Here is a 26,371-nt window from a genome sequence, read left to right as displayed (position 1 = left end):
CACGATGGCGAAGGCGAAGAAGATCGAAGCGCGGTTGTCCCCGATCCACGGCAACGGAGTTTTCGCCACCGAGGCCATCAAGAAGGGCGAGCGCATTGTCCGCTACAAGGGCAAGCTGCGCACCCACGAGGAAGTGGACGAGGAATACGGCGACGAGGACGAGAACGGCCACACCTTCCTGTTCACCCTCAACGACGATTACGTGATCGATGCCAACGTCGATGGCAACGTCGCGCGCTGGATCAACCACAGCTGCAAGCCCAATTGCGAGTCCGAGATCGAGGAAAACGCCAAGGGCAAGTCGCACAAGGACAAGGTGTTCATCCACGCCCTGCGCGACATCAAGGCCGGCGAGGAACTGACCTACAACTATGGCATCGTGCTCGACGAACCGCATACCGCGAAGGTGAAAAAGCTCTGGGCGTGCAAGTGCGGCGCCAAGAACTGCACAGGGACGATGCTGCAACCCAAGCGTTGACCCGCGGCGCGGCTGCCGCGCCGCCGAAGGTTTGCATGACTTCTGCCAGTCGGGCAGCGCCTGCGCCCGCGCTACCGTGCGCGCCGTCGGGATCGGAGTCCCGCGGGAACCCGCATATGCGCCTCGCACGAACCAGCTTCGCATTGCTGCTGTCGCTGTTGTCCGCGCCCGCGTGGGCGATCGACGTCGACGGACGCATCGATCCGGCCGAATGGCAGGGCGCGCAGCACGTCACCGATTTCCGCCAGGTGCAGCCGCTGACGCGCGCGCCGGGTTCGCAGCCGACCGAAGGCTGGATCCTCGCCACGCCCGAAGGCCTCGCGATCGGTTTCCATTCGACCGAGCCGGCGAACATCCCGCGCACGCGCCAGAGCGCGCAGCGCGACGTCGGCGCGCAGGCCGATCGCGTCAACCTCTACGTGGACTTCGATGGCGACGGGCGCACCGGCTACAACTTCACCGTGCTGCTGTCGGACAGCATCATCGACACCACGATCACCAACGAGAACCAGTTCGCCACCGACTGGGACGGCAACTGGAAGCACGCGGTCAGCGAGGATGCCGAGGGCTGGAGCGCGGAGATGCTCATCCCCTGGTACATCGCGCCGATGCGGGCCGGCAGCGGCGGCAAGCGCAACATCGGCGTGCAGCTCGACCGCGTGATCGGCGCCACCGGCGAACGCATGGCGTGGCCGGCGGTATCGGTCCAGGAGTCGCGCTTCCTGTCCGTGCTGGCCAAGGTCGAAGTGCCCGAATACAGCCAGTCGCTGCTCGCGGTCACGCCCTACGTGTCCGGGCTCTACGACAACATCAAGGGCGGCTCGCATTTCGACGGCGGCGTCGACCTGTTCTGGAAGCCGAACAGCCGCTTCCAGCTGAGCGCGACGCTGAATCCCGATTTCGGCCAGGTGGAAAGCGACCAGCTGGTGGTGAATTTCAGCGCCACCGAAACCTTCTTCAGCGACAAGCGCCCGTTCTTCACCGAGAACCAGGCCTTCTTCGACGTGCCCTTCGGCTCGCTCAACAACGCCAACCGCCTGCTGTACACGCGCCGGGTCGGCGGCCCCGCCGACGACGGCGACGGTTCCGGCGACGTGACCGCCGCGGTCAAGCTCAACGGCAGCGCCGGCGCTTTCAACTACGGCGTGTTCGCCGCCACCGAGGCGGACGAGGCCGGGCGCGATTTCTACGCCCTGCGCGGCACCCGCGATTTCGAAACGCAGGGCGTCGGCGCGATGTTCACCCGGGTCGAACGCCCGTTCCTGGACCGCGAAGCGGACGTGTACGAGTTCGACCACCGCTGGACGCCGAACGCGAAACTCTCGGTGCGCACCACCCTGGTCGGCAGCGACATCGAACAGGCCGGCACGAGCACGCGCGACAGCGGCGGCCAGGTGCTGGTCGACTACGACCACGGCAACGGCTGGCGCCAGCAGGGCTACGCCCTGCACCTGGGCGACGGGCTGCAGCTCAACGACTTCGGCTACCTCGAGCGCAACGACTTCAACTACCTGCGCTACCAGCTCGCGCACCGGGTGACGGATTTGCCGCAGGATTCGGCCTATTCCGCGCACGACTGGCGCTATGCCGTCTCGCGCCGCAGCAACGACCACGGCGTGCGCATCACCGATGCGTGGGCGATCGACCTGTTCAGCGACCGCCGCGACGGCGGCAACGAATTCTTCGAAATCGCCGGCTTCACCCCCGGCCACGACGACCTGGTGACCCGCGGCAACGGCGTGGTCGACGTGCCCGCCAAGTTCTACCTGTATTTCGAGCGGTTCACGCCGCGCAAGGACCATTGGTCGATGTACTGGAACGCACGCTACGCCGCCGAAGGCCTCGCCGGCCCGGCGCATGGCGCGCTGTCGTTCGACCTCAACCCGACCTACTTCGTCAACGACAACCTCAGCTTCTACGGCGAGTTGTTCGCGCAGCACAACCCGGACTGGCTGCTGTGGTGCCCGGTCGATGGCGGGCCGTGCGCGGGGCAAGGCGGGCGCGACCTGCTCGGCAGCTATCGCGCGAGCCTGCTGCAACTCAATGGCGGCATGCAGTGGATCATCAGCGCGAAGCAGGAACTGCGAATCAAGATGGAAACCATCGCGCTCGATGCGCACGCCTTGCAAGGTTGGCAACTGGCGGCGAACGGCGAACCGCAACGCGTGGCCGACGGATTGAACGATTTCAGCCTGCGCAACCTTGGCTTCCAGATCCGCTACCGCTACGAACTCGCGCCGCTGTCGAACCTTTACATCGCCTACGTGCGCGGCGGTTTCGGATTCCAGGACGAAGGGCAGGGCGTCGGCGGCCTGCTCGGCGATGCGTTCTCGCTGCGCGACGACGAGCAGCTGTTCGTGAAGCTCAGCTATCGCTTCGAGCTGTAGCGATCAGAGATCGTCTTCGCCAGGGAACGAGACCGAGATTTCGTCGACGACGAGGTCCGTGCCGAGGTCCGGATATTTCGCATCGTCGCTGGAGAATTCGGCATCGCCCATCGGATAAGGCCGCTCGCCGATGTCCGCGCGCGCGCCCAGGGTCATGCCGCGCCGGACCGGATCGTGCTTCGGATCCAGGCGCCCGCCGTTCCAGTTGGTGATGGCGCCGCCGTAGTCCCAGTCCAGTCCGAAAAACCGGATCGGCTTGCCATTGCGCCGCAGGATGTCCGAGAGCGGCGTGCCGATGCCGATGCCGTTGTCCAGCCGCCAGCGCGAGCCGTCGTCGAACACGCGCACCAGCGACAGGCCGGTGTTGCGTTGCGCGTCCTCGAAGTAGAGGTAGGCGCGACGGCTGGCATCGTCGGGAAACAGGATCACGCCGTCCACGCGCTCGCCTTCGGCGCCGGGCACTTCGCCGATGCGCACGTTGTCCTTGCCGAATCGGCGTGCGAGTCGTTCGATATCGGTATCCGGCGCGAAGTCGCCCGGAAGCACGTAGCTCGCATTCGCCGGCATCGCGTCCCTCGCCACGGCAATCGTCGCCGTGGTCGTCACGGGCGGAGTGGCGGTGGCTTGCGTCGACGCCGTTTGCGATTGCGATCCGCAAGCGCAGAGTGCGAGAAGCAACGGCAGCGCCGCGAAAGCCCGCATTACGGCGTGGTTTCGCGCAGCTTCGCGGAGTTGATGCGCCACGCGCGATCCTCGGCGCTGGCGCCATCGACCACGGTGCGATGCAGGATGTAACTGCCGGCGTAGCGATGGCGGCTGCCGTCGGCGTGGGTGGCGGTGACCGTTACCGGGATTTCGATGTAGCGCTGGCCGGCGCCCGCGTCCTCGTCGCCGGGCGTGCCGATCTCGACGCTGCTGCCGGTGGTGTCGGAGAATCCGTTGGCGAACTGTTGCGCGCTCTGGTTGCTGGCCGCGCCGTTTTCCGACCAGAGCCGGTAAGCGCGGCCGTAATCGCGTGCGGCGATCGCGGCGTAGTAGTCGCGCAGCAGTTTCACCGCGTCGCCAGGCCCGGGCTCGACGGCATTGCCGGCGGGCGAGGGCGCGGTCGGATTCGATTCGCCGACGGCGATTCCTTGCGACGGGTCGGGCGGCAACGCGGCGTCGGCAGCGTTCGCGACGGTCGAAGGCGCCGGCATTGCAGGTGCTGGCGTGCCGATCGCACCGGGGCCGGGTTTGTCCGGCATGCCGGTCACCGATCCCTTGCCGGCATCGGGTGCGGGCAGGGTGTCCGCATCCTGTTGCGCGGCCTGCTGCTTGTGCCCGCAGGCGGAGAGCGCGAGTGCGCATGCGATGGCGAAGATCGTTCGTTTCATTTCATTGCCCCAGGTGCACGACGACCTGGCCATTGTCGATCGTGGTGGAATCGATGCGGCGCGCGCCGAGGCGTTCGACCAGGCTGTTGTCGAACTGGTACACCGGCTCGTTGCGCGCGTAGTCGTCGAGCCAGCGGTTCACCAGCTCGCGGCCGGTCGCGTTCATCGCACCACCGAGGCCGGGGAAATCCGCCGATTCCAGCGTCGGCTGGTCGAGGTGCAGGCCGTGCGTGCCGGGGTCGAAGCGCAGTCCGCTGGCGATGGCCATGTGCCCGGACGGCGTCGCTTCGCGGCCGAGGGTGCCGACGCCGACGTCGAAATCCAGACGCAGGCGGTGGCTGCCGGCGGGAATGCCCAGCCGCGGGTTGACGATGCGCAGCGTCACCAGGCCATCCAGCTTCTTGTAGTCGCGCGGGAAGCGGCGGTCGAGCTGCGCCTGCAGCTGCGGCGCGGTGAAGGCGAGCTGGTTGCCGAGCATCGCGGCGACCGCGCCGAGGTTGGAACACGCGGCCAGCAGCGAGGCCACGCATGCGAAAGCGATGCAGGCGAGGGTGCGGCGAAACGGGAATCTGCGGTGCATGGCGATGCCCTCGATGGCGTGCGCGCCACCTTGCCCCGCGCCGCATGAACGCAGGGTCACGGGCCGGGTCCGCGATTCACAGGGACTTGCGCGCGGGGTTCAGCCACGCCAGCAGCACGCCGAGCAGCAGCATGGCGATGGTGCTGTAGATCATCTGCTTGTGCACGAGGCCGGCCGGCAAGGGCTGCACCGCGTAGTAGATGAGGTAGCCGGGGATGGTCGCCATCACCGCCACCGCCGCGCCGAAGCGCAGGCCCTGGCCGAACACCGAACGCCCCGGTTCCATGCCCTTGCGGTACAGCCAGGTCAGGCCGAAGCCGATCAGCAGGTGCGCGGCCATCATGTACGGCATGTAGGCGGCAGCGTCTTCCGGACCGCGATAGATGCCGTTCGGCACCAACGCGTTGTAATCGGCTTGCAGCAACACGCCATGCACGAGGAAATCGAGCAGCAGCGCGGCGACGGATACGACGATGCCGCAGATCCAGAAGCGCTTGTCCATGGTCCCCTCCCGAGGTGGCGCAACGATGCTAGCGCGGCGGCGCGGCCAATGCGATGGGCATGAAAAAGGCCGGATTCCTTGCGGAACCCGGCCTTTCGGCTTGCGAAGCTGGCGCTGCGATCAGGCCGCGGCGTCCTTCAGCTTCTTCAGCGGGCGCACCTTGACCTTGACCGAAGCCGGCTTGGCCGCGAACCACTGCTCTTCCTTGGTGAACGGGTTGATGCCCTTGCGCTTCGGCTTGGCCGGAACGTTCACGACGGTGATCTTCAGCAGGCCCGGCAGGGTGAAGGTGCCGGCGCCCTTCTTGCTGACCGAACCGGCGACCGCGCCCTCGAGGCCCGCGAGCACCGCACGCACGTCGCGCGGCGCCACGCCGCTGGCGTCGGAGATGTGCGCGACCAGGCCGGCGCGGTTCAGCGCGGACTTGATCGCCTTCGGAGCGGCCGGCTTGGCGGCGGACTTGGCGGACTTCTTCTTGGCAGCGACTTTCTTCTTTGCCATGTGCGTGTGATTCCCTCGTCGTGTTTGGTGTGTAGTCCGGCGTTGGTGCCGGCGCCAGCGCAATGTATTGCAGAAAATCCGCGGCGCCAAGCCCCGCGGGCGCTTTTTTTTCAGGGGTTTTCGCGGGCATCCGGGATGCGTTCCCGCCGGTCGGATGCCCGGCGGGAATCGCATGCGGCGATCAGTCTTCCTCGTGGCGTGGCTTCCAGGACTCGACCAGCTTCTGCTGCACTTGCGCAGGAACCGGTTCGTAGTGGCTGAAATCCAAGGCATAACGCCCGCGCCCGGCGGTCACCGATTTCAGTTCCGCCGCGTAGCCGTCGAGTTCCGAGAGCGGCACCTGCGCCTTCACCACGATCTCGCCGCCGCGCTCGGAATCGGTGCCGCTGATGCGCGCGCGCTTGGACGACAGCCCGCCGCTGATGTCGCCCATGTGCTGTTCCGGCGCATGCACCTCGAGGTCGACGATGGGTTCCAGCACCTGCGGCCTGGCCTTGGCGATGGCATCGAGGAAGGCTTTCTTGCCGGCGGCGACGAACGCGACTTCCTTGCTGTCCACCGGATGGTGCTTGCCGTCGTAGACGATGACGCGCACGTCCTGCAGCGGGTGGCCGGAGATCGCGCCGCCGGACAGCACCTGGCGCACGCCCTTTTCCACCGCCGGCATGAATTGCCCGGGAATGGTGCCGCCCTTCACTTCGTCCACGAATTCGAAACCGCCGCCGCGCGGCAAGGGTTCGATGCGCAGGAACACCTCGCCGAACTGGCCGGCGCCGCCGGTCTGCTTCTTGTGCCGGTGGTGGCCCTCGGCCTTGGCGCCGATGGTTTCGCGGTAGGCGATGCGCGGCGGATGGGTCTTCACTTCCACGCCGAAGCGCTGCTTCAGGCGGTCGAGCATGATCCGCAGGTGCAGGTCGGAGAGGCCGCGGGCCACGGTTTCGTTGAGCTCGGCCTGGTGTTCGACCGCGAACGCCGGGTCTTCCTCGGCCAGCTTGTGCAGCGCAGTCGAGAGCTTCTGCTCCTGGCCCTTGCTCGCGGCCTCGATGGCGAGGCCGAACATCGGCCGCGGGAAATTCGCCGGCGCGAGGTGGATCTGGTCCTCGTCGTGCGAATCGTGCAGCACCGCGTCGAAATGCAGTTCCTCCACCTTCGCCACCGCGGCGATGTCGCCGGGCACCGCCTGCGCGATCTCCACGTGTTCCTTGCCCTTGAGCTTGAACAGGTGGCTGACCTTGAACGGCTTCTTGCCGTCGTCGATGAACAGCTGCGAATCCTTCTTCACCGTGCCCTGGTAGACGCGGAACACCGCGAGCTTGCCGACGAAAGGATCGTTGACGATCTTGAACACGTCGGCGATCACGTGCGCCTTCGGATCGGGCCTGGCATCGAGAGGCTTCGCGTCGGCACCACTGCCTTTCACGAACGCCGGCGGATTCGCCTCGCCCGGATGCGGGAACAGGCGTTCGGCCACGTCGAGCAATTCCTTCACCCCGGCGCCGCTGCGCGCGGACACGAAGCACACCGGCACCAGGTGGCCTTCGCGCAGGCATTGCTCGAACGCGTCGTGCAGTTCCGCGCCGGAAAGGCCGCCCTCGCCGAGGTCGAGGTAATGGTCCATCACCGTTTCGTTGATCTCGACGACCTGGTCGATGATCTTCTGGTGCCAGTCGGCGACCGCGCCGAGATTGCTGGTGCCGTTGGATTGCCAGAAGCAGTTGACCACGGACTTGCCGCCTTCGGCCGGCAGGTTGATCGGCAGGACTTCGGTGCCGAAGGTGTCGCGCAGCTTGTCGAGCAATGCGCCGAGTTTTGCGCCCGGGTGGTCGATCTTGTTGACCACGATCACCCGGCACAGGTTGCGCGCCTTGGCGTATTCCATCATCCGCTGCGTGCCGTAGCTGATGCCGGCATCGGCATCGACCACGATCGCGACCGTTTCCACCGCCGCCAGCGCGGACAGCGCCGGGCCGCGGAAATCCGGATAGCCGGGCGTGTCCACCAGGTTCACATGGATGCCTGCATGATCGGTGCTGGCGATCGCGGCGTCGATGGAGTGGCCGCGTTCCTTTTCGATGGGATCGAAGTCGGACACGGTGCTGCCGCGTTCGATGCTGCCTGCCGCCTGGATTGCACCGCCGGCCTGCAGCAGGGCTTCGAACAACGTTGTTTTGCCGGCGCCAGGGTGGCCTGCCAGGGCCACGTTGCGGATCTGTTCGGTCGAGTAGGACATGAGCCCGTTCCTCCTTCGCGTGCGAATGGACGTGGCGTCATGGCTGTCCGCGCTTCGCGCCGGAGCGTGGGCGCTCGGCGGGCGGTCATGGCGGACAGGCACCTTAGCCCGCGAACGCCGCGCGCGGCAACGGCTGTCGCGCAGGTAAACGCCGCGTGACGATGCCGGCCGGGTTCAGCATCGCTTTACCGCCGGCGCCCGACGATGCGCCCGCGCCATCCCGGCGCGGGGAGTTCCACGATGAAGCGTCTTCCTGCCTCGCTGCTCGCCATCGGCCTCGCCGCCACCAGCGGCCTCGCATCGGCGCAGTCCTATGGTTCGTACGGTTCGAACGGTCGCTACGACGATCCCGCCTACCGCAACCCGAACGACGTGCAGCCCGCGAATGGCGGCTACTACGACTACGCCCGCGTGGTCCGCGTCGATCCGGTGATGGGCAACGGCTACAACAACACCTCGTCGCAACGCTGCTACAGCGAGAGCGGCCGCTATGCCCAGGGCGGTTACGACCAGCACGGCAACGATGGCTACTACGACCAGAACGGCAACTACCGCCGCAACGGTTCGACCAGCGGTGGGTATTACGACCAGTACGGCAACTACCACCAGAACGCCGGCAGCAACACCGGCCGCACCGTTGCGACGGTGATCGGCGGTATCGCCGGCGCGGTGCTGGGCAGCAAGGTCGGCGGCGGCAGCGGCCAGGTCGCCGCAAGCGCGATCGGCACCATGGTCGGCGGCATGGCCGGGCGCCAGGTCTACGACAACGCGCATCGTCCGCAGCGCACCGCGACGGTGCAGGTCTGCGACCCGGTGCCGGTGAACGGTTATTACGGCAACACGAACAACAACGTGGCTACCGGCTACGACGTGACCTACGAATACGCCGGTCGCCGCTACACCACGCGTACCAGCTACAACCCGGGCGACCGCATCCGCGTGCGCGTGGACGTGCGCCCGGAGTAAGGCATCTCTTCAGGGAGGGAGCCAGTCGACGGAACGACAAAGGGGCCTTCGGGCCCCTTTTCTTTTGTGCCCTTCATCGCGACGAGATGTGGGATCAAAGATCAAAGGGGACAGGGGAAATTAATAAGCGTTAATTCCCTCCGTCCCCTTTATTATTCGGGACAGGGGAAATGGTCGAGCGAGGTAGAAGAAAGGATCCGAATAGGTTGGGCTGAGCTTGCGCCGCTCTTAACAGCCGAATGGCTGTTCAACCCCAACATCAAAGGCGACGATCATTCCATGAAATACCGACGCGCCCACCTGGCAGGCGGAACCTATTTCTTCACGGTGAATCTTGCCGAACGTTCCAGCACGTTGCTGGTCGATCGGATTACGGATTTGCGAAGGGCCGTACGCGTCGCCAAGGAACGGCATCCTTTCGATATTCTTGCGTGGGTGGTCTTGCCGGATCACTTGCATGCGATCTGGACATTGCCTGCGGGCGATGGCGATTGCGCGACCCGGTGGATGCTGATCAAATCCGGGTTCATCCGTTGCATCGAGCGGGGCGAACGCGCGCGTGCATCACGCGTTCGCAAGCGCGAACGCGGCATCTGGCAACGCCGTTTCTGGGAACACGTAATCACGAACGACGATGACCTGCACAAGCATGTGGATTACGTGCACATCAATCCGGTAAAGCAGGGTCATGCCGCACGCGCCTCCGAATGGCCGTACAGTTCGATTCACGAATACATCCGCCTCGGTTGGGCGCCGGAGGATTGGGCGGCACCGATGGACGATGAGCCCATGATGGGGGAAGGTTGAAAAGGTTGAAGATGTTGGGCTTCGCAGGCTCAGCCCAACCTATGCGGGCTTAGGCGGGGCGGCCAACGCACGCGAAAACACCAAGAGTCAATGAATGACCTCAGTCAGAGCACCTTTTTCTCGAATTCGTCTTTCGTCATTCCATACATTCCCAATGTTCCAGGCTGGTACGGATCCATCCAGACGAAATGCTCCTGTGCATCCAGACGTTCAGCGCACCCCACCATCTCGAACTCCACCATGCCGTAGCGTCGATTCTTTCCGGCCTTCGCAAGTGCGCAGGTAACGCTTTGAAAGACGCGATCAGAAGGCTCTGGCAAAATCGCAAAATTAGAACCGTTGGCATCTCGCACGCTCGGGAATGCAATTCCATCTGCATCCTTGATCCTTGAATGCAGAACCGCACCCAATGCCCGGCTCAATAAATACCCGGAGTCTCTTGCATGAGGGTCATTAAGAATGTGGGAAAAGAATCTATCGATGTAAAGCGTTGCGATCGCATCGTCGGGCGGCATCGTATTGAGGATATTGGCGATCGTCCCTCCAGGATCAACGCCTGTAATGCGCGAGTAGCCCGTCTTGTTCACGAAAGCGTATTCGCCGACAAGAATGACGCGAAGTTCTTCGCCCGGCTTAATCTTGAATCCTGCAAGTTGCAGCTGCTGCCATTCTTGGGTCTCAATCTCCAGCAAAGCAGTCTCTGGTTTTGCTGAAAGGTAAAAGCAAGGAGCACCCGCGTCATTGAGGCGTCCTACCCGCGCCTTATCGGGTGGCGGATAGTCCATGTCCTTCAGCCGCGGCCAAGGTTTTCCATCAATAAGTCTCGCCCGCCAAAAAGTACTGCCGCGACCAAAGCTGACAGATAGAATCTCGTAAACGTCGAAAAGCGGCGTGATGCAATGACAAAACTCAGCCTCACTTGTCGACAAAAGTGCACGATCAAAAATTGCTTCGCACTGATTCAAATTCACGTTCATTTGATCCAGAGAAATGAATCTGTTTAGGCGGGGAGAGAAGGTGGATCTTCACCGCCAGTCGATCTCCCCGCTCACCACGCTGCACACGCGGCCGCCGGACCAGACTTCGCCATCGGCGACGGTGAGTTCGATGATCGCGTCGTGGCCGACCTCGCGGCCCTGGCTGACGCGGTAGAAACCGGAATCTCCAGGCAACGCATCGCGATCCGCGAGCCAGGCCGCCAGCGTTGCATTGGCCGCACCGGAAGCCGCGTCCTCGAAGCGCGCCGGCGCGCCGACCCAGGCGCGCACCGCGAGGTAGTAGACCGGATCGTCGCTGCGCGCGTAAACACACAGGCCCATGCTGTCGGTGGCGTTCGCCAAGCGTTCCACCGCATCCCAGTCCGGCGTCGCGGAACGCAATGACGCTTCGTCGGCGAGTTCGGCCAGCCACCAGCGACGTCCACCGTCCATCAACGCCTGCGGCAATGCGCCCAGCGGCAATCCCGCGAGCACGTCGCGCAAACGCGCGTCGCCGGCTTCGGCGATTTCGACCACCCGCGCCTTCGGCGTGCGCACCGCAATCGTGCGTTCGCGGCCGGTGCCGGAGACGCGCAACGGCAGCAATCCGGCTTTCCCTTCCTGCACCAGCAAACCGTCGCGCGGCGTCGCCAGTCCGGCTTCGAGCACGGCGTGCGCGGTGCCGACGCTGGGATGGCCGGCGAACGGCACTTCGCGGCGCGGGCTGAAGATGCGGAGGCCGTAACTCGCCTCGGGCGAAGTCGGCGGCAGCACGAACGTGGTTTCCGGCAGCCGCGTCCAGCGCGCGATGGACTGCATCGTTTCGTCGTCGAGCCCGCCTGCGTCCAGCACCACGGCGAGCGGATTGCCGGCGCCGGGCCGGTCGGCGAACACATCGCATTGCAGGTAACGGCGGGGCATGGCGAAGCCGGGTGCGAGGGGCGCGCAGCTTACCAATCCAGATGCCCTTCGATGACCTGTCGCACGTCGCCGCCGATCCAGACTTCGCCCTCGTCGTCCACGCGCACCTGCACCTTGCCGTCGCGACCGAGTTCGCGGCCCTGGCTGGCGATGTAGCGGCCATCGCGGCCGGGCAGGCGTCCCTGCCGGTGCAACAGCGCGGCGACCAGGGCGTTCGCGCTGCCGGTGACCGGATCCTCGGGCACGTTGACCGCGTCGCCGGGGCAGAAGGCGCGCACGACCAGATCGTGGCCGTCGTCGTGTTCGAACGCGAAGATCGCGACGCCGGTGGTGCGGGTCGCGTTCGTCCACGCGGCGATAGCGGCGAAATCGGGTGCGAAGCCACGCACATGCGTGGGCGATGCGGCTTCGACCAGCCACCAGAGCGGGCCGTTGTTCCACAGCGCGGCGGGGCGATCCGGCGCGGCGACCGCATCCAGTCCCGCGGGAAGCGGGCCCGCGAGTTCGCCGACCGGTTGTGCACGGGGACTGCGCACGGCGACGTGGAATCCACCCTCGGCGCTGGTCACGCGCACCGGCAGCAGGCCGGCTTCGCATTGCTGGACGAGTTGCCCGTCGCGCGGCAGGGCCAGCCGGTGCGCGACCGCGACCCAGGCCGCGCCCACGCTGGGGTGGCCGGCGAAGGGCAATTCGCTGCCCGGGGTGAAGATGCGGATGCGGTAGTCGGCGCCTTCGCCCGGGGGCAGGAAGAAGATGGTCTCCGACAGGTTCAGCCACGCGGCCAGCGCCTGCATCGCGGTGGCGTCCATGTCGCCGGCGTCGAACACCACGCCGAGCGCATTGCCGGCGCCGGGGCGGTCGGCGAACACGTCGCATTGCAGGTAGCGGCGCGCGGTGCGGGCAGGGGCCATCGACTAGAATCATCGTCCGCGCCCGATCTCCGGGCAGTCCCCGGATTCTATGCCCGCCCGTCCCGCCGACGCTTCCTGGACCGTGCTCAAGTTCGGCGGCACTTCGGTGTCGAAACGCGAGCGTTGGGACGAAATCGGCCGCATCGCCGCCGCGCGCGCCGGCGAAGGCCGCGTGCTGGTCGTGGTGTCGGCGCTGTCGGGCGTGACCAACGAACTGCAGGCCATTGCGAACGGGGACGACATCGCCGGCCGCGTCGCCGCGCTGATCGAACGCCACCGCGGGTTCTGCGCCGAACTCGGGCTCGATCCCGACGTTGCGCTCGGCGAACGCCTGCGTGCGCTGCAAGCGTTGCGCGACGATCCGCGCGCGGTATCGCGCCCGCTCGCATGGCAGGCCGAAGTGCTGGCGCAGGGCGAATTGCTCTCGTCCACGCTCGGCGCGGCGTATTTGCGTTCGCGGGGACTCGACTTCGGCTGGTGCGACGCGCGCGACTGGCTGCGCGCGCTGGCGATGCCGAACCAGAGCGACTGGGCGTTGCGCCTGTCGGTGAACTGCGCGCACGACGGCGACGACGCGCTGCGTTCGCGTTTCGCCGAACAACCGACGCGGATGCTACTGACACAGGGCTTCATCGCGCGCCACGACGACGGCGGCACCGCGATCCTCGGGCGCGGCGGTTCGGATACCTCGGCCGCGTATTTCGGCGCGTTGCTCGGCGCGCGCCGCGTCGAAATCTGGACCGACGTGCCCGGCATGTTCAGCGCCAATCCGCGCGAGGTGCCCGACGCGCGCCTGCTCGCGCGGCTGGATTACGCCGAAGCGCAGGAAATCGCCACCACCGGCGCGAAAGTCCTGCATCCGCGTTCCATCGCGCCCTGCCGCGACGGCGGCGTGCCGATGGCGATCCTCGATACGTCCAACCCGGAATTGCCGGGCACGCGCATCGACGCCAGCGTCGCCGCGGTGCCGGGCGTCAAGGCGATCAGCCGCCGCAACGGCATCGTGCTGGTGTCGATGGAAAGCATCGGCATGTGGCAGCAGGTCGGCTTCCTCGCCGACATCTTCGAACGCTTCCGCCGCCACGGCCTGTCGGTGGACCTGATCGGTTCCTCGGAAACCAACGTCACCGTGTCGCTCGATCCTTCCGACAACCTGGTCAGCACCGACGTGCTGGCGAAACTGTCGCAGGACCTCGCCGAAGTCTGCCGGGTCAAGGTGATCGCGCCTTGCGCCGCGATCACGCTCGTCGGCCGCGGCATGCGTTCGCTGCTGCACCGCCTGTCCGACATCTGGGCCACGTTCGGGCGCGAGCGCGTGCACCTGATTTCGCAGTCGTCGAACGACCTCAACCTCACCTTCGTCGTCGACGAAGCCGATGCCGATGGCCTCGTTCCGCTGCTGCACGCGGAGCTGATCCGCGGCGGCGCGATGCCGGTGCACGATGCCGACGTGTTCGGCCCGAGCTGGCGCACGCTGCTGCACGGCGCGCCGCAGCGCGCAGCGCCGTGGTGGCGCTTTGAGCGCGAACGCCTGCTCGCGTTGGCGGAAAAGAACACGCCGCGCTACGTCTACCATCTGCCGACGGTGCGCGAACGCGCGCGGCAGCTCTCGGCCATCGATGCCATCGACCGCCGCTACTACGCGATCAAGGCGAATCCGCATCCGGCGATCCTGCGCGAGCTGGTCGCCGAAGGCTTCGGCCTGGAGTGCGTGTCGCAAGGCGAACTCGAGCGCGTGTTCGACGCATTGCCTGAACTCGCGGCCGAACGCGTGCTGTTCACGCCCAGCTTCGCGCCCATCGACGAATACCGCACCGCCTTCGAACGCGGCGTCACCGTCACCGTCGACAACGTGGAACTGCTGCGCAACTGGCCGGAGGCGTTCCGCGGGCGCGCGCTGTGGCTGCGCGTCGACCTCGGCTACGGCGACGGCCACCACGAGAAGGTCAGCACTGGTGGCAAGGAAGCCAAGTTCGGCCTGCCCGCGCAACGCGTGGACGAATTCGTCGACCTCGCGCGTTCGCTCGGCATCGCCATCACCGGCCTGCACGCGCACCTCGGCAGCGGCATCGACAACGGCGGCCACTGGAAGGCGATGCTGGACGAACTTGCCGGCTTCGCGCGCCGCATCGGGAGCGTCGACACCATCGACATCGGCGGCGGGCTGCCGATTCCCTATCGCGCCGACGAGGAAGCGTTCGACCTCGATGCCTGGGCCGAAGGTCTTGCGGAAATGAAGCACCTGCACCCGGCGTTCAAGCTGGCGATCGAGCCTGGACGTTTCCTCGTCGCCGAAGCCGGCGTGCTGCTCGCGCATGCAACCCAAGTCGTCGAAAAGGACGGCGTGCGCCGGGTCGGCCTCGACGCCGGCATGAACGCATTGATCCGCCCCGCGCTCTACGACGCCTGGCACGACATTGCGAATCTCAGCCGCCTGGACGATACGGACGAAGCGATGTTCGACATCGTCGGCCCGATCTGCGAGTCCAGCGACCTGTTCGGCAAGGATCGCCGCCTGCCGCGAGCCACCGCGCCGGGCGACACGATGCTGGTCGCCGATGCCGGTGCCTACGGTTCCAGCATGGCCAGCGAATACAACCTGCGGGCGTTGCCGGCAGAGGACATTGTCGAATGAACGACTGGACTTTCAATCGCGACGCGATCCGCGTCTTCCGTTTCGTGCGCTGCGATTTCGACGCGCGGACCGGCATCGCGCAACTCGCCTATGCCTACGACGACGGCCCGGAGCTGGTCGAAACCGTGGTCGTGCCGGGCGCGCCGTTCGCACTCGACGGCGAACGCGCCGCCGCGGCCGAACGCGCCTTGCGCCTGCTGCACCTCGTCGCCGGCGTCAGCTATTACAAAGCCGCGGTGCCAAAGGAAATCCGCATCGACGGCTATGCCATCGACGCCGACACCGCCGCGTTGCTTGAAGATCTCTATGTGCACGGTCTTGGCGAATTCGCCTACCGCAATGGCTTGAACCTGCACGGCCGGATCAAATTTCCGGCTTCTTCCCCTCTCCCCTCTGAGGGAGAGGGTGCCAGAAGGGCGGGAGAGGGGGCCGAAAATATCGGCCTGCGCGAACACGCGCTGGTCGCCATCGGCGGCGGCAAGGATTCGCTGGTCAGCATCGAGGCGCTGCGCGAACTCGGCGTCGAGCAGACCGTGACGTGGATCGGCGGTTCGCAACTGATCGCCGCCTGCGCCGCGCGTACCGGATTGCCCACGCTCAACATCGGTCGCCAGCTCGCGCCGCAGCTGTTCGAATACAACCGCCAGGGCGCGTGGAACGGACATATCCCGGTCACCGCGGTGAATTCCGCGATCCTGGTGTTCGCGGCGGTGCTGCTCGGTTTCGACCAGGTCGTATTCTCGAACGAACGCTCGGCCAGCTACGGTTCGATCATCCCCGGCACCGGCGAAGTGAACCACCAGTGGTCCAAGGGCTGGGCATTCGAATCCGCGTTCGGCGATCATGTGCAGCGGAATATCGCGTCCGATCTTCGCTACTACTCGCTGCTGCGGCCGCTGTCGGAGCTCGCGGTCGCGCGCCAGTTCGCGAAAAGCGATCGCTACGACGCGTGGTTCTCCAGCTGCAACCGCAACTTCCACCTGCTCGGCGAACGCCCGGCCGCGCGCTGGTGCGGGGTCTGCCCGAAATGCCATTTCGTGTTCCTCGCACTGGCGCCGTTCATGCCCAAGCCGCGCCTGACCGCGATCTTCGGCCGCAACCTGCTCGACGATCCCGATCAGGTTGCCGGCTACGACGCGCTGCTCGAATACCAGGACCACAAGCCGTTCGAATGCGTGGGCGAGGGTCGCGAATCGCGCGCGGCGATGGCGGCGCTGGCGCAACGCCCGGAATGGCGCGAGGACGCGTTGGTGGAACGCTTCGCGCGCGAGATCGCGCCGCAGCTCGACGCCGCGGAACTGCGGATCGAACCGCTGCTCGCGCTCGACGACGAGGAATATCGGATTCCGCCCACGCTGTGGGAACGCCTGCGTGCGCGCTTCGCGGCCTGACATCGCCTCGCTCGCGCGCAAGCGCGTCGCGCTCTGGGGCTGGGGCCGCGAAGGCCGTGCTGCCTACCACGCGATTCGCGCGCGACTTCCGCAACAGCCATTGGCGTTGTTCTGTAGCGAGACCGAATCGGCGGGTGCGGCGGCGTTGAACGATCCGTTGTTGTCGGTCGAACGCGAAGCGACCGGCGGAGCCTTGTCCGCGTTCGATGTCGTCATCAAGTCGCCCGGCATCAGTCCGTACAAGCCGGAAGCCGTGTTTGCCGCCGAACGCGGCACGCGTTTCATCGGCGGTACCGCGCTGTGGTTCGCCGAACATGCCGACGATGGCACAATGGCGCGCACGTTCTGCGTCACCGGCACCAAGGGCAAGAGCACGACCACCGCATTGCTCGCGCGCCTGCTGCGCGCGGCCGGCTTGCGCACCGCGCTTGCCGGCAACATCGGCCTGCCATTGCTGGAACTGATCGACGAATCCGCCGACGCATGGGCGATCGAATTGTCGAGCTACCAAACCCGCGATGTCGCCGACTCCGGCGCGCGGCTGCGTATCGCCGTCGTTACCAACATCCATCCTGAACACCTTGATTGGCACGGCAGCGAGCGACGTTACGTCGACGACAAGCTGGCGCTGTTGACCGAAGCGAAGCCGCAGATCGCCGTGCTCAACGCCGAAGATCCGGTGCTCGCCGCGCTCGCATTGCCCGACAGCGAGATCCACTGGTACGGCCACGCACGCGGCTGGCATTTGCGCGGCGACGCGCTGCATCGCGGCGATGCGTTCGTGATGGACACCTCGTCGCTGCCCCTTCCCGGTCGCCACAACCGCGGCAATCTCTGCGCGGTGCTGACCGCGCTTGAAGCCTTCGGGCTGGACGCGGTGTCGCTCGCGCCGCATGCGGCTTCGTTCCAACCTTTGCCGAATCGCTTGCAGCCGCTGGGCGAACGCGACGGCATCCGCTACGTCAACGATTCGATCAGCACCACGCCGCACGCGACGCTCGCGGCGCTGGCGTTGTATGCGCATCGCCAGGTCGCGGTGCTGGTCGGCGGCCACGACCGCGGCCTGCCCTGGGAGGAATTCGCCGATGCGATGCACGAACGCGCGCCGCACGCGATCGTGACCCTCGGCCACGGTGTCGCCGGGCAGAACGGCGATCGTATCCATGCGTTGTTGTCGCCGATGGCGGCGGAAGGGCGATTCGCGCTGTCGCAGGCGCGCGATCTCGAAGACGCCTTGGCGCAGGCGCGTGCTGCGTTGCCGGATGGCGGCGTGGTCCTGCTGTCGCCGGGCGCGCCCAGCTTCGGCCTGTACCGCGATTACGTGGCGCGCGGACGGCATTTCGCCGAACTCGCCGGCTTCGATCCCGACTCGATCTCGGGCATTGCGGGTATGGGGATCGCATAGCCGTCATGCCCGCGCAGGCGGGCATCCAGCGTCTTTCGTGATCAGGGCAAAGACGCTGGGTCCCGCGTTGGACAGCCATTCGGCTGTCAAAAGCAGCGCCGGGATGACGATTCGAGACGATTCACGCCTGCGCAACGCTTCGGGCGTAGCGTATCCGCATTCTCCACGAGGACTTCGCCATGCGCCGGATCATTTTCGCCATCGGACTGCTGTTCGCCACCGCGCCCGTCTTTGCGAAAATGCAGGCGAAGCCAGTGGAATGGACACTGGACGGCAAGGCCTTCAGCGGCTTCCTGGTTTACGACGACGCAACGTCCGCGAAACGCCCGGGCGTGCTGATGGTTCCGGACTGGAAGGGCGTCAGCGACAACGCCGTGGCCAAGGCCGAGCACGTCGCCGGGCGCGATTACGTGGTGTTGCTCGCTGATGTCTACGGCAAGGGCGTGCGCCCGAAGACCGACGATGAGGCGATGGCGCAGGTCAAGGGCCTGTACGCGGATCGCAATGTGTTGCGCGCGCGTGCGAACAAGGCGCTGGAGGTGTTGCGCGCGCAGGCCGCGAACGCGCCCATCGACCTGCGCGAAATCGGCGCGGTCGGTTACTGCTTCGGCGGCGCGACCGCGCTGGAACTCGCGCGCAGCGGCGCCGATCTCGCCGCGGTGGTCACTTTCCACGGTGCGCTGGACACGACGAAACCGGCGGCGCGGGGAAACTTCAAGCCCAGCCTGCTGGTGTTGAACGGCGCCGACGACAGCTACGTGGCGAAGGACGTGCCCGCGTTCCAGAAGGAAATGACCGATGCCGGCGTGGACTGGCAGTTCGTGAACTTCAGCGGCGCGGTGCATTGCTTCGCGCTGCCCGAGGCGCACAACCCGCCGGGCTGCGTCTACAACGAACTGGCGATGCGCCGCGGCGAGCGGATGATGAAGGTGTTCTTCGCCGAACGCTTCGGCTATGCCCTGGCGAAGAAGAAGTAGCGATCAGCGGTCGCGTTCGACCGCGATCACGGCGAGGCCGCGCAGCGCAGCCATCGCTTCGTTGTCGGGCAGCCTGTCGAGCGCGCGCGTCGCCTTGTCGGCGAAAGCGCGGGCGCGGGCGCGGCTGTAATCGAGTCCGCCGGTGGCGCGGATCGCCGCGACCACTTGCGGCATCGCGCCGATGTCGCCGTGTTCGACTGCGTCCCGCAACACCGTGCGCGTTGCGTCGTCGGAATGCGCGATCGCATGGATCAGCGGCAGCGTGGCCTTGCCTTCGGCGAGATCGTCGCCGAGGTTCTTGCCCATGGTCGCGGCATCTGCGGCGTAGTCGAGTACGTCGTCGGCGATCTGGAACGCATAACCCAGGTTGAGGCCGTAATCGTGCAACGCATCGCAGGTCGCGGCATCGCTTCCGGCCAGCAGCGCACCAAGTCGCGTGGCGGCGGCGAACAGCACCGCGGTCTTGCGCTCGATCACGCGCAGGTAGGCGGCTTCATCGGTGTCCGGGTTGCGCACGTGCAGCAGCTGCAGCACTTCGCCTTCGGCGATCCGGTTGGTCGTGTCGGCGAGGATGCGCATCACTTCCATCCGATCGAGTTCGACCATCAGCTGGAAACTGCGCGAATACAGGAAGTCGCCGACCAGCACGCTGGCCGCGTTGCCGAACACCGCATTCGCGGTGCGGCGGCCGCGACGCAGGTCGGATTCGTCGACCACGTCGTCGTGCAGCAGGGTCGCGGTGTGGATGAACTCGACCACCGCCGCGAGCTGGTGCGCGTCCGGTCCGCGATGCCCGAGCGCACGCGCCGCGAGCAGCAGCAGCATCGGCCGCAGGCGCTTGCCGCCGGCGCCGACGATGTATTCGGCGACCTGGTTCACCAGGACCACGTCGGAGGCGAGCCGGCGCCGGATCAGCGCATCGACCGCGGCCATGTCCTCGCGCGCCAGCGCCTGGATCGCGGGGAGGTCGGGCAGGGTGCGCGGTCCGGCGGTCGAATCCATCGGCAAGCCATTGATGCGAAAGCGCGATTATGGCGGGTTTCGGAGATTTCCGGGCCTGCGGCGCGGCATCGGCCGGTGCCGCGGAAGCGGCCGGTATAATCGAATGCCTGTCGTCCGCATCCGGACGGCACATCAAGGAATGCACATGGCACGCGGCATCAACAAGGTGATCCTGGTCGGCAACCTCGGCAACGACCCGGACGTGAAGGCGACCCAGGGCGGGACCACGATCACGACCATCTCGGTCGCGACTTCCGAACAGTGGAAGGACAAGCAGACCGGGCAGGCGCAGGAACGCACCGAGTGGCACCGGGTAAAGTTCTTCGGCCGCCTCGCCGAGATCGCCGGCGACTACCTGAAGAAGGGATCGCAGGTCTACATCGAAGGTTCGCTGCGCACCGACAAGTACACCGACAAGAACGGCGTCGAGCGCTACACCACCGACATCATCGCCAACGAGATGCAGATGCTCGGCGGTCGTGGCGAAGGCGGCGGCGGAGGCAATTACGAGCGCGGCTCGCGCCCGGCCCCGGCCCAGCGCCGTGAACCCGCGCCGTCGCGTTCCTCGGCTCCGGCGCCGTCGGCGGGCTTCGACGACGTGCCGTTCGACGACGACATTCCGTTCTGAACCCAGGTGGTGCCGAGGCGGGCTTCTGCCCGCTTCGTTTTTTCCCGGCGGGAGGGGGCTCGCGCCAAGACAGGAGTCGTATACGTGCCTACGTGGTTGGTCACCGGCGGAGCCGGTTTCATCGGCGGGAATTTCGTGCTGCGCGCGGTCGGCGACGGCATCAAGGTGGTGAACCTGGATGCGCTGACCTACGCCGGCAACCGCGACACGCTCGCGCCGCTGGACGACAACCCGAACCACGTGTTCGTGCACGGCGACATCGGCGACCGCGAGCTGGTCGCCGGGCTGCTGGCCGAACATCGCCCGGACGCGATCGTCAATTTCGCCGCGGAAAGCCACGTCGATCGTTCCATCGACGGCCCGGCCGCGTTCATCCAGACCAACGTGGTCGGCACGCTGGCCCTGCTCGAATGCGCGCGCGATTACTGGAAGTCGCTCGAAGGCGAAGCGAAGGAAAACTTCCGCTTCCTGCACGTCTCCACCGACGAGGTTTACGGCACGCTCGGCGACACCGGCAAGTTCCGCGAGGACACGCCGTACGCGCCGAATTCGCCGTATTCCGCGTCGAAGGCCGCGTCCGACCACCTCGTGCGTGCCTTCCACCACACCTACGGGCTGCCGGTGCTGACGACGAATTGCAGCAACAACTACGGCCCGTACCACTTCCCGGAAAAACTCATCCCGCTGGTCATCGCCAAGGCGCTGGCCGGCGAACCGCTCCCGGTCTACGGCGACGGCAAGCAGGTGCGCGACTGGCTGTTCGTTACCGACCATTGCGAGGCGATCCGCACGGTGCTCGCGGGGGGGCGCGTTGGCGAGACCTACAACGTCGGCGGCAATTCCGAAAAGCAGAACATCGAGGTGGTGAAGGCGATCTGCGCGCTGCTCGACCAGCGCCGCCCGCGCGAGGACGGGGCGAAGCGCGAATCGCAGATCACTTATGTCGCCGACCGCCCCGGCCACGACCGCCGCTACGCCATCGACGCGTCCAAGCTGCGCGACGAACTGGGCTGGGAACCGCGATACAGCTTCGAGCGCGGCATCGCCGAAACCATCGACTGGTACCTCGACAACCAGGCGTGGGTGCAGCGCGTGCTCGACGGCAGTTATCGCCTCGAACGCATCGGGCAAGGTGCCTGAGATCGTACATACAGAGCATCCGACGCGGATCAGGGCAGATATGCGCGGATGAGGGCTTTTAATATGTCAATCCGCTTTGATCCGCGTCAAAAGCGCTCTTGAAGGAATCGAAATGACAGAAAGGCGCGGCATCATCCTCGCCGGCGGTTCCGGCACCCGGCTGTACCCGATCACCCAGGCGATCAGCAAGCAGCTGCTGCCGGTGTACGACAAGCCGATGATCTACTACCCGCTGAGCGTGCTGATGCTCGCCGGCATCCGCGAAGTGCTGGTGATCAACACCCCGCACGAACAGGCCTTGTTCAAGCACCTGCTCGGCGACGGTTCGCAATGGGGCATGCAGATCGAATACGCCGCGCAACCGAGCCCGGACGGCCTCGCGCAGGCCTACCTGATCGGCCGCGAATTCCTCGCCGGACGGCCGAGCTGCCTCGTCCTCGGCGACAACATCTTCTATGGCCACGGCCTGACCGAACTGCTGCAACGCGCGAACGAGCGCGACACCGGCGCGACCGTGTTCGGCTATTGGGTGCGCGATCCGGAGCGCTACGGCGTCGCCGAATTCGATTCGACCGGGAAAGTGGTCGGCCTCGAGGAAAAGCCCGCGCAGCCGAAATCGAACTACGCCGTCACCGGCCTGTATTTCTACGACGGCCGCGCCAGCGATTTCGCCGCGTCGCTCGAGCCTTCGCCGCGCGGCGAACTGGAGATCACCGACCTCAACCGCCGCTACCTTGAGGATGGTTCGCTGCACCTGGAGAAGATGGGCCGCGGCTTCGCCTGGCTCGACACCGGCACGCACGAATCGCTGGTCGAGGCCTCGACCTACATCGAAACCATCGAGAAGCGCCAGGGCCTGCGCGTGTGCTGCCCGGAGGAAATCGCGTTCTTCAACGGCTGGATCGACGAAGCGCAGCTGCGCGACCTGGCCGCGCCGCTGGCGAAGAACGGCTACGGCCAGTACCTGCTCGCCCTGCTCGAGCACGGTCGCATCGCATGAAGGTCGTCGAGACCGACCTGCCCGGTTGCCTGCTGCTGGAACCGCAGGTGTTCGGCGACGAGCGCGGTTTCTTCTACGAATCCTTCAACCACGACAAGCTCGCCGCGCACGGCCTCGCGCCGAATTTCGTGCAGGGCAACGTCTCGCGTTCCGCGCGCGGCGTGCTGCGCGGCCTGCATTACCAGTGGCCGAAGCCGCAGGGCAAGCTGGTGTCGGTGCTGGAGGGCGAGGTCTGGGACGTGGCGGTCGATATCCGCCGCGGATCGCCGACCTTCGGCCAGTGGGCCGCCGCGGTGCTCAGTGCGGAGAACAAGCGCCACTTCTGGATCCCGGAAGGCTTCGCCCACGGCTTCGTCGTGCTCAGCGAAACCGCGCTGTTCACCTACCTGTGCACGGCCACCTACGACCGCGACACCGATGCCGGCGTGCGCTGGAACGACGAGCGACTCGCGATTGACTGGCCGGTCGCCGAGCCGATCCTCTCGGCGAAGGACGCGGGCGCACCGTTCCTCGACGACATCGCGCCCGGGCGCCTGCCGACCTTCGCGTGAAACTGCTGCTGCTCGGCGCCAACGGCCAGGTCGGCTTCGAGCTGCGGCGCAGCCTCGCGCCGCTGGGCGACGTGGTCGCGGCGACGCGCGATGGCCGGCTTTCGAATGGCGGTGCGTGCGAAACCGCGGACTTCGACGAACCCGCGTCGCTCGCCGCGATGGTCGAACGCATTGCACCGGACGTCGTGCTGAATGCCGCCGCCTGGACCGCGGTGGATCGCGCCGAAAGCGAACGCGATGCCGCGTTCCGCACCAACGCCGAAGCGCCGCGCGCGATTGCCGAAGCCTGCGCGCGTCGCGGAACGCGGCTGGTGCATTACTCCACCGACTACGTATTCGACGGCTGCGGCAAGCGGCCGTATCGCGAGGACGACAAGACCTCGCCGCTGGGCGTGTACGGCGAAAGCAAACTCGCCGGCGAGGAGGCCGTGCGCGCCAGCGGCGCCGACCACGTGATCCTGCGTACCGCGTGGGTCTATGCGCCGCGCGGCAAGAACTTCCTGCTCACCATGCTGCGCCTCGGCGCCGAACGCGACCGCCTGCGCGTGGTCGCCGACCAGGTCGGAACGCCGACCTGCGCGGCCCTGATCGCCGATACGACGGCGCAGGTCATCGCGCATCCATCGCGCGCGTCCGGCACCTGGCACCTGACCGCGGGCGGACAGACGAGTTGGCATGGCTTCGCCGAGGCGATCCTTGCCGGCGCGGTCGAGCGCGGCCTGTTGCCGCACGCGCCGGAGGTCGAGGCGATTTCCACCGCGGACTACCCGACCCCGGCGGCGCGGCCGGCGTATTCGGTGCTGGACACGACGCGGCTGCAGCGCGACTTCGGCATCGTCCTGCCGGACTGGCGCGAGGGGCTGGCCCGCGCGCTCGATGTGCTGGAACGCGACTGATTCCACGAAATCCGGGCTTTCGCGCAGTATCCTAGGCGCTGGCGCGACGTGGAGTCGTGGGGACGCACGGAAGCGGCGCCGGCATAACGGGGGATCCAATCCATGGCATTTCGCTCATTCGCGATCGCGTTGGCGATCGTCCTTGCGCCTGTCGCGGCGTCCGCCGCACAAGTCAACGTCGCGCAGTACGTCAAGCCCGACAGCTTCGACCAGATCAAGATTTCGCCCGACGGAAAATACTACGCCGCAACGGTGCCGTCCGAGGACAATTCCATCCTGGTAGTCCTGAACCGCGCGGACAACAAGGTGATGGGCGGCTTCGGCCTGGGCAAGAACACCTATATCGCCGATTTCGAATGGGTCAACGACAAGAGGGTGGTGTTCGGCACGGCGCGCAAGTTCGGCGGGCTGGACGAGCCGCGGCTCACCGGCAACCTCTACGCCATGAACGCCGATGGCAGCGGCAAGGACATCCTGGTCGGCCAGGACGTCAACGTGATGAGCACCGGCACGCACATCCAGACCAAGAAAGCGGAAATGATCGCGGCCTTCCTCATCGACGGACTGCCCGATGACGACAAGAACGTCCTGATCCTGGCGCGACCATTTTCCGGCGATACCTTCAATCGTGCCGAGAAGATGGACGTTTACAACGGGAAGCGCGTTCCGGTGGCGCGTTCGCCGGTGCGCAATGCCGATTACCTGGCCGATGGCAAGGGCGTGGTCCGTTTCGCGTGGGGCAGTGACCTGCAGAACGTCAACAAGCTGTATTACCGCGCAGCCGATGCGTCCGACTGGACCAAGACCGCGGACTGGAAGGAGCTCAACAACGAAGCGGCCAGCGACCACATCGAGATCCCGCTGGGTTTTTCGCCCGACAACCGCTACGCCTACCTGCAGGTCGAACAGCCTTCCGGCCCCGACTCCATCGTCGCATTCGATACCACCGACGGCAGCAGGAAGACCGTGCTGCGCGACCCGGTCGGGGATCCGGGTCGGATCATCGGGGCCCTCGGAAAAGCGCATGCATCCCCGGTGGGTGCGTTCATCGCAGGCGGCAAGCCGCATACGGCTTTCTTCGATGATGCGGGCGATGCGGCGCGCCTGTACCGCAGCCTCGAAGCCGCGTTCCCGGGCAATACCGTGGCGATCACGTCAACGACCAGCGACGGGGCATTGGCGTTGGTACAAGTCAGCAGCGACCGCGATCCAGGCAGTTTCTATTTGTTCGACACCGTCAACAAGAAAGCGGATTTCGTGCTCGCCCGCCGCGACTGGGTCGATCCCGCCGGGATGTCCGAAATGCGCCCTGTCGAGCTGAAGGCGCGCGATGGGCTGGCCTTGCACGGTTTCCTGACCATTCCGCACGGCAGCAACGGCAATGGCCTGCCGATGGTGGTCTTGCCGCATGGCGGCCCGTTCTTCGAACGGGACAACTGGGGTTTCGGAATCGAACCGCAGATGCTGGCGGCCGCCGGCTACGCGGTCCTGCAGGTGAACTTCCGCGGTTCGTCCGGCTATGGCCGCGCGTTCACGCAAGCCGGTGCCCGGGAATGGGGCGGGAAAATGCAGGACGACATCACCGACGCCACGCGCTGGGCCATCGGGCAGGGCATCGCCGATCGGCAGCGCATCTGCATCTACGGCGCCAGCTATGGCGCCTATGCGGCGCTCGAAGGCGTAGCGAAGGAACCAACGCTCTACAAGTGCGCGGCCGGCTACGTCGGCGTGTACGACTTGCCGCTGATGTTCAGCAAGGGCGACACGCGCGAACTCGAATCGGGGCGCAATTACATGCACGACTGGATCGGGGAACCATCGCGGCTCGACGCGATCTCGCCGGTGAACGAGGCCGCGCGGATCAAGGTCCCGGTGTTCCTCGCGGCCGGCGGGGAAGACGAGCGTGCCCCGATCGAGCACAGCGAACGGATGGAGAAGGCCCTGCGCGATGCCGGCGTGCCGGTGGAGACCTTGTACATCCGCACCGAGGGCCATGGGTTCTATACGACGGAGCACCAGGTCCAGTTCTACGACAAGCTGCTCGATTTCCTCGGCAGGAACATCGGCGGTGGCGCCACCGCCGCAACGGCGCCGGCGGCAACCACGCATTGAC

The 26,371-nt window shown here is 66.2% G+C and carries 24 protein-coding genes; 14 read left to right on the top strand and 10 right to left on the bottom strand.

Annotation, left to right across the window (positions count from 1 at the left end; translation table 11 throughout):
- The first annotated feature begins 4 nt into the window (after nucleotides 1-4).
- Together FNZ56_RS06045 and FNZ56_RS06040 are read left to right on the top strand one after the other, a co-directional pair.
- Nucleotides 5-478 (top strand): SET domain-containing protein, encoded by a 474-nt coding sequence (locus FNZ56_RS06045; RefSeq protein WP_143880288.1) that lies wholly within the window; start codon nucleotides 5-7, stop codon nucleotides 476-478.
- A gap of 116 nt (nucleotides 479-594) precedes the next feature.
- Nucleotides 595-2,865, top strand: a complete 2,271-nt coding sequence (locus FNZ56_RS06040) for a DUF5916 domain-containing protein (RefSeq protein ID WP_143878971.1) — start codon at nucleotides 595-597, stop codon at nucleotides 2,863-2,865.
- Between the two features lie 3 nt (nucleotides 2,866-2,868).
- Here the strand turns inward: FNZ56_RS06040 and FNZ56_RS06035 are convergent, their stop codons facing one another.
- The 6 genes from FNZ56_RS06035 to fusA form a co-directional block, all read right to left on the bottom strand.
- Nucleotides 2,869-3,471, bottom strand: a complete 603-nt coding sequence (locus FNZ56_RS06035) for a hypothetical protein (RefSeq protein ID WP_143878970.1) — start codon at nucleotides 3,469-3,471, stop codon at nucleotides 2,869-2,871.
- A gap of 95 nt (nucleotides 3,472-3,566) precedes the next feature.
- A complete protein-coding gene (locus FNZ56_RS06030; protein WP_143878969.1) occupies nucleotides 3,567-4,238 on the bottom strand; it encodes a hypothetical protein in 672 nt (223 codons plus the stop codon).
- Nucleotide 4,239: 1 nt separating this feature from the next.
- Nucleotides 4,240-4,878, bottom strand: a complete 639-nt coding sequence (locus tag FNZ56_RS06025; protein WP_143878968.1) for a DUF1439 domain-containing protein — start codon at nucleotides 4,876-4,878, stop codon at nucleotides 4,240-4,242.
- Between the two features lie 16 nt (nucleotides 4,879-4,894).
- The gene (locus tag FNZ56_RS06020; RefSeq protein ID WP_143878967.1) at nucleotides 4,895-5,320 is read right to left on the bottom strand and encodes a hypothetical protein; all 426 of its coding nucleotides are present in this window, start codon (nucleotides 5,318-5,320) and stop codon (nucleotides 4,895-4,897) included.
- A 120-nt stretch (nucleotides 5,321-5,440) separates the two neighbouring features.
- Complete coding sequence (locus FNZ56_RS06015; protein WP_143878966.1) at nucleotides 5,441-5,821, bottom strand: HU family DNA-binding protein; 381 nt, start codon at nucleotides 5,819-5,821, stop codon at nucleotides 5,441-5,443.
- A 181-nt stretch (nucleotides 5,822-6,002) separates the two neighbouring features.
- Complete coding sequence (fusA, locus tag FNZ56_RS06010) at nucleotides 6,003-8,051, bottom strand: elongation factor G (protein WP_143878965.1); 2,049 nt, start codon at nucleotides 8,049-8,051, stop codon at nucleotides 6,003-6,005.
- 240 nt (nucleotides 8,052-8,291) lie between these two features.
- Between fusA and FNZ56_RS06005 the strand changes: the two genes are divergently transcribed.
- On the top strand, nucleotides 8,292-9,017 hold the full coding sequence (locus tag FNZ56_RS06005) for a glycine zipper 2TM domain-containing protein (protein WP_143878964.1): 726 nt from the start codon (nucleotides 8,292-8,294) through the stop codon (nucleotides 9,015-9,017).
- Between the two features lie 279 nt (nucleotides 9,018-9,296).
- Nucleotides 9,297-9,824, top strand: a complete 528-nt coding sequence (locus FNZ56_RS06000; protein WP_143878963.1) for an REP-associated tyrosine transposase — start codon at nucleotides 9,297-9,299, stop codon at nucleotides 9,822-9,824.
- A gap of 104 nt (nucleotides 9,825-9,928) precedes the next feature.
- On the opposite strand, the gene FNZ56_RS05995 is transcribed toward FNZ56_RS06000, so the two are convergent.
- The 3 genes from FNZ56_RS05995 to FNZ56_RS05985 are packed head-to-tail and all read right to left on the bottom strand — an operon-like array spanning nucleotide 9,929 to nucleotide 12,633.
- Nucleotides 9,929-10,801 carry an RES family NAD+ phosphorylase gene (locus FNZ56_RS05995; protein WP_143878962.1) on the bottom strand — a complete coding sequence of 291 codons (873 nt, stop codon included), beginning with the start codon at nucleotides 10,799-10,801 and terminating at the stop codon, nucleotides 9,929-9,931.
- 48 nt (nucleotides 10,802-10,849) lie between these two features.
- The gene (locus FNZ56_RS05990; protein WP_143878961.1) at nucleotides 10,850-11,722 is read right to left on the bottom strand and encodes a PhzF family phenazine biosynthesis protein; all 873 of its coding nucleotides are present in this window, start codon (nucleotides 11,720-11,722) and stop codon (nucleotides 10,850-10,852) included.
- A gap of 29 nt (nucleotides 11,723-11,751) precedes the next feature.
- Entirely contained in the window at nucleotides 11,752-12,633 is an 882-nt protein-coding gene (locus tag FNZ56_RS05985) for a PhzF family phenazine biosynthesis protein (RefSeq protein WP_143878960.1), read from the bottom strand.
- 49 nt (nucleotides 12,634-12,682) lie between these two features.
- Between FNZ56_RS05985 and FNZ56_RS05980 the strand changes: the two genes are divergently transcribed.
- From FNZ56_RS05980 to FNZ56_RS05965, 4 genes are all read left to right on the top strand, one after another.
- On the top strand, nucleotides 12,683-15,268 hold the full coding sequence (locus tag FNZ56_RS05980) for a bifunctional aspartate kinase/diaminopimelate decarboxylase (RefSeq protein WP_143878959.1): 2,586 nt from the start codon (nucleotides 12,683-12,685) through the stop codon (nucleotides 15,266-15,268).
- Nucleotides 15,265-16,659, top strand: a complete 1,395-nt coding sequence (gene murL, locus FNZ56_RS05975) for a UDP-N-acetyl-alpha-D-muramoyl-L-alanyl-L-glutamate epimerase (RefSeq protein ID WP_143878958.1) — start codon at nucleotides 15,265-15,267, stop codon at nucleotides 16,657-16,659. Before FNZ56_RS05980 ends, murL begins: the two co-directional genes overlap by 4 nt.
- Nucleotides 16,640-18,064 carry a UDP-N-acetylmuramoyl-L-alanine--D-glutamate ligase gene (gene murD / locus FNZ56_RS05970; protein ID WP_246064750.1) on the top strand — a complete coding sequence of 475 codons (1,425 nt, stop codon included), beginning with the start codon at nucleotides 16,640-16,642 and terminating at the stop codon, nucleotides 18,062-18,064. The genes murL and murD overlap by 20 nt, the downstream gene beginning before the upstream one ends.
- Before the next feature lie 179 nt (nucleotides 18,065-18,243).
- Nucleotides 18,244-19,041 carry a dienelactone hydrolase family protein gene (locus FNZ56_RS05965; protein WP_143878957.1) on the top strand — a complete coding sequence of 266 codons (798 nt, stop codon included), beginning with the start codon at nucleotides 18,244-18,246 and terminating at the stop codon, nucleotides 19,039-19,041.
- Between the two features lie 3 nt (nucleotides 19,042-19,044).
- Here FNZ56_RS05965 and FNZ56_RS05960 read toward each other — a convergent pair whose 3' ends face one another.
- Entirely contained in the window at nucleotides 19,045-20,043 is a 999-nt protein-coding gene (locus FNZ56_RS05960) for a polyprenyl synthetase family protein (RefSeq protein WP_143878956.1), read from the bottom strand.
- A gap of 145 nt (nucleotides 20,044-20,188) precedes the next feature.
- On the opposite strand from FNZ56_RS05960, the gene ssb reads away from it, so the two are divergent.
- The 6 genes from ssb to FNZ56_RS05930 all read left to right on the top strand — a co-directional run bounded on the left by ssb (nucleotide 20,189) and on the right by FNZ56_RS05930 (nucleotide 26,370).
- Complete coding sequence (gene ssb, locus FNZ56_RS05955) at nucleotides 20,189-20,671, top strand: single-stranded DNA-binding protein (RefSeq protein WP_143878955.1); 483 nt, start codon at nucleotides 20,189-20,191, stop codon at nucleotides 20,669-20,671.
- 84 nt (nucleotides 20,672-20,755) lie between these two features.
- The gene (rfbB, locus tag FNZ56_RS05950) at nucleotides 20,756-21,811 is read left to right on the top strand and encodes a dTDP-glucose 4,6-dehydratase (protein ID WP_143878954.1); all 1,056 of its coding nucleotides are present in this window, start codon (nucleotides 20,756-20,758) and stop codon (nucleotides 21,809-21,811) included.
- A 112-nt stretch (nucleotides 21,812-21,923) separates the two neighbouring features.
- A complete protein-coding gene (gene rfbA, locus FNZ56_RS05945) occupies nucleotides 21,924-22,811 on the top strand; it encodes a glucose-1-phosphate thymidylyltransferase RfbA (RefSeq protein WP_143878953.1) in 888 nt (295 codons plus the stop codon).
- Nucleotides 22,808-23,362 (top strand): dTDP-4-dehydrorhamnose 3,5-epimerase, encoded by a 555-nt coding sequence (rfbC, locus tag FNZ56_RS05940; protein WP_143878952.1) that lies wholly within the window; start codon nucleotides 22,808-22,810, stop codon nucleotides 23,360-23,362. Before rfbA ends, rfbC begins: the two co-directional genes overlap by 4 nt.
- Nucleotides 23,359-24,258, top strand: coding sequence for a dTDP-4-dehydrorhamnose reductase (rfbD, locus tag FNZ56_RS05935; RefSeq protein WP_143878951.1), 900 nt, complete (start codon nucleotides 23,359-23,361; stop codon nucleotides 24,256-24,258). The genes rfbC and rfbD overlap by 4 nt, the downstream gene beginning before the upstream one ends.
- A 102-nt stretch (nucleotides 24,259-24,360) precedes the next feature.
- Nucleotides 24,361-26,370, top strand: coding sequence for an alpha/beta hydrolase family protein (locus FNZ56_RS05930; protein WP_143878950.1), 2,010 nt, complete (start codon nucleotides 24,361-24,363; stop codon nucleotides 26,368-26,370).
- Nucleotide 26,371: the final 1 nt, after the last annotated feature.

Source organism: Lysobacter lycopersici (assembly GCF_007556775.1).
Taxonomy (GTDB): domain Bacteria; phylum Pseudomonadota; class Gammaproteobacteria; order Xanthomonadales; family Xanthomonadaceae; genus Pseudoluteimonas; species Pseudoluteimonas lycopersici.
This window is presented reverse-complemented; position numbering and strand designations above follow the sequence as displayed.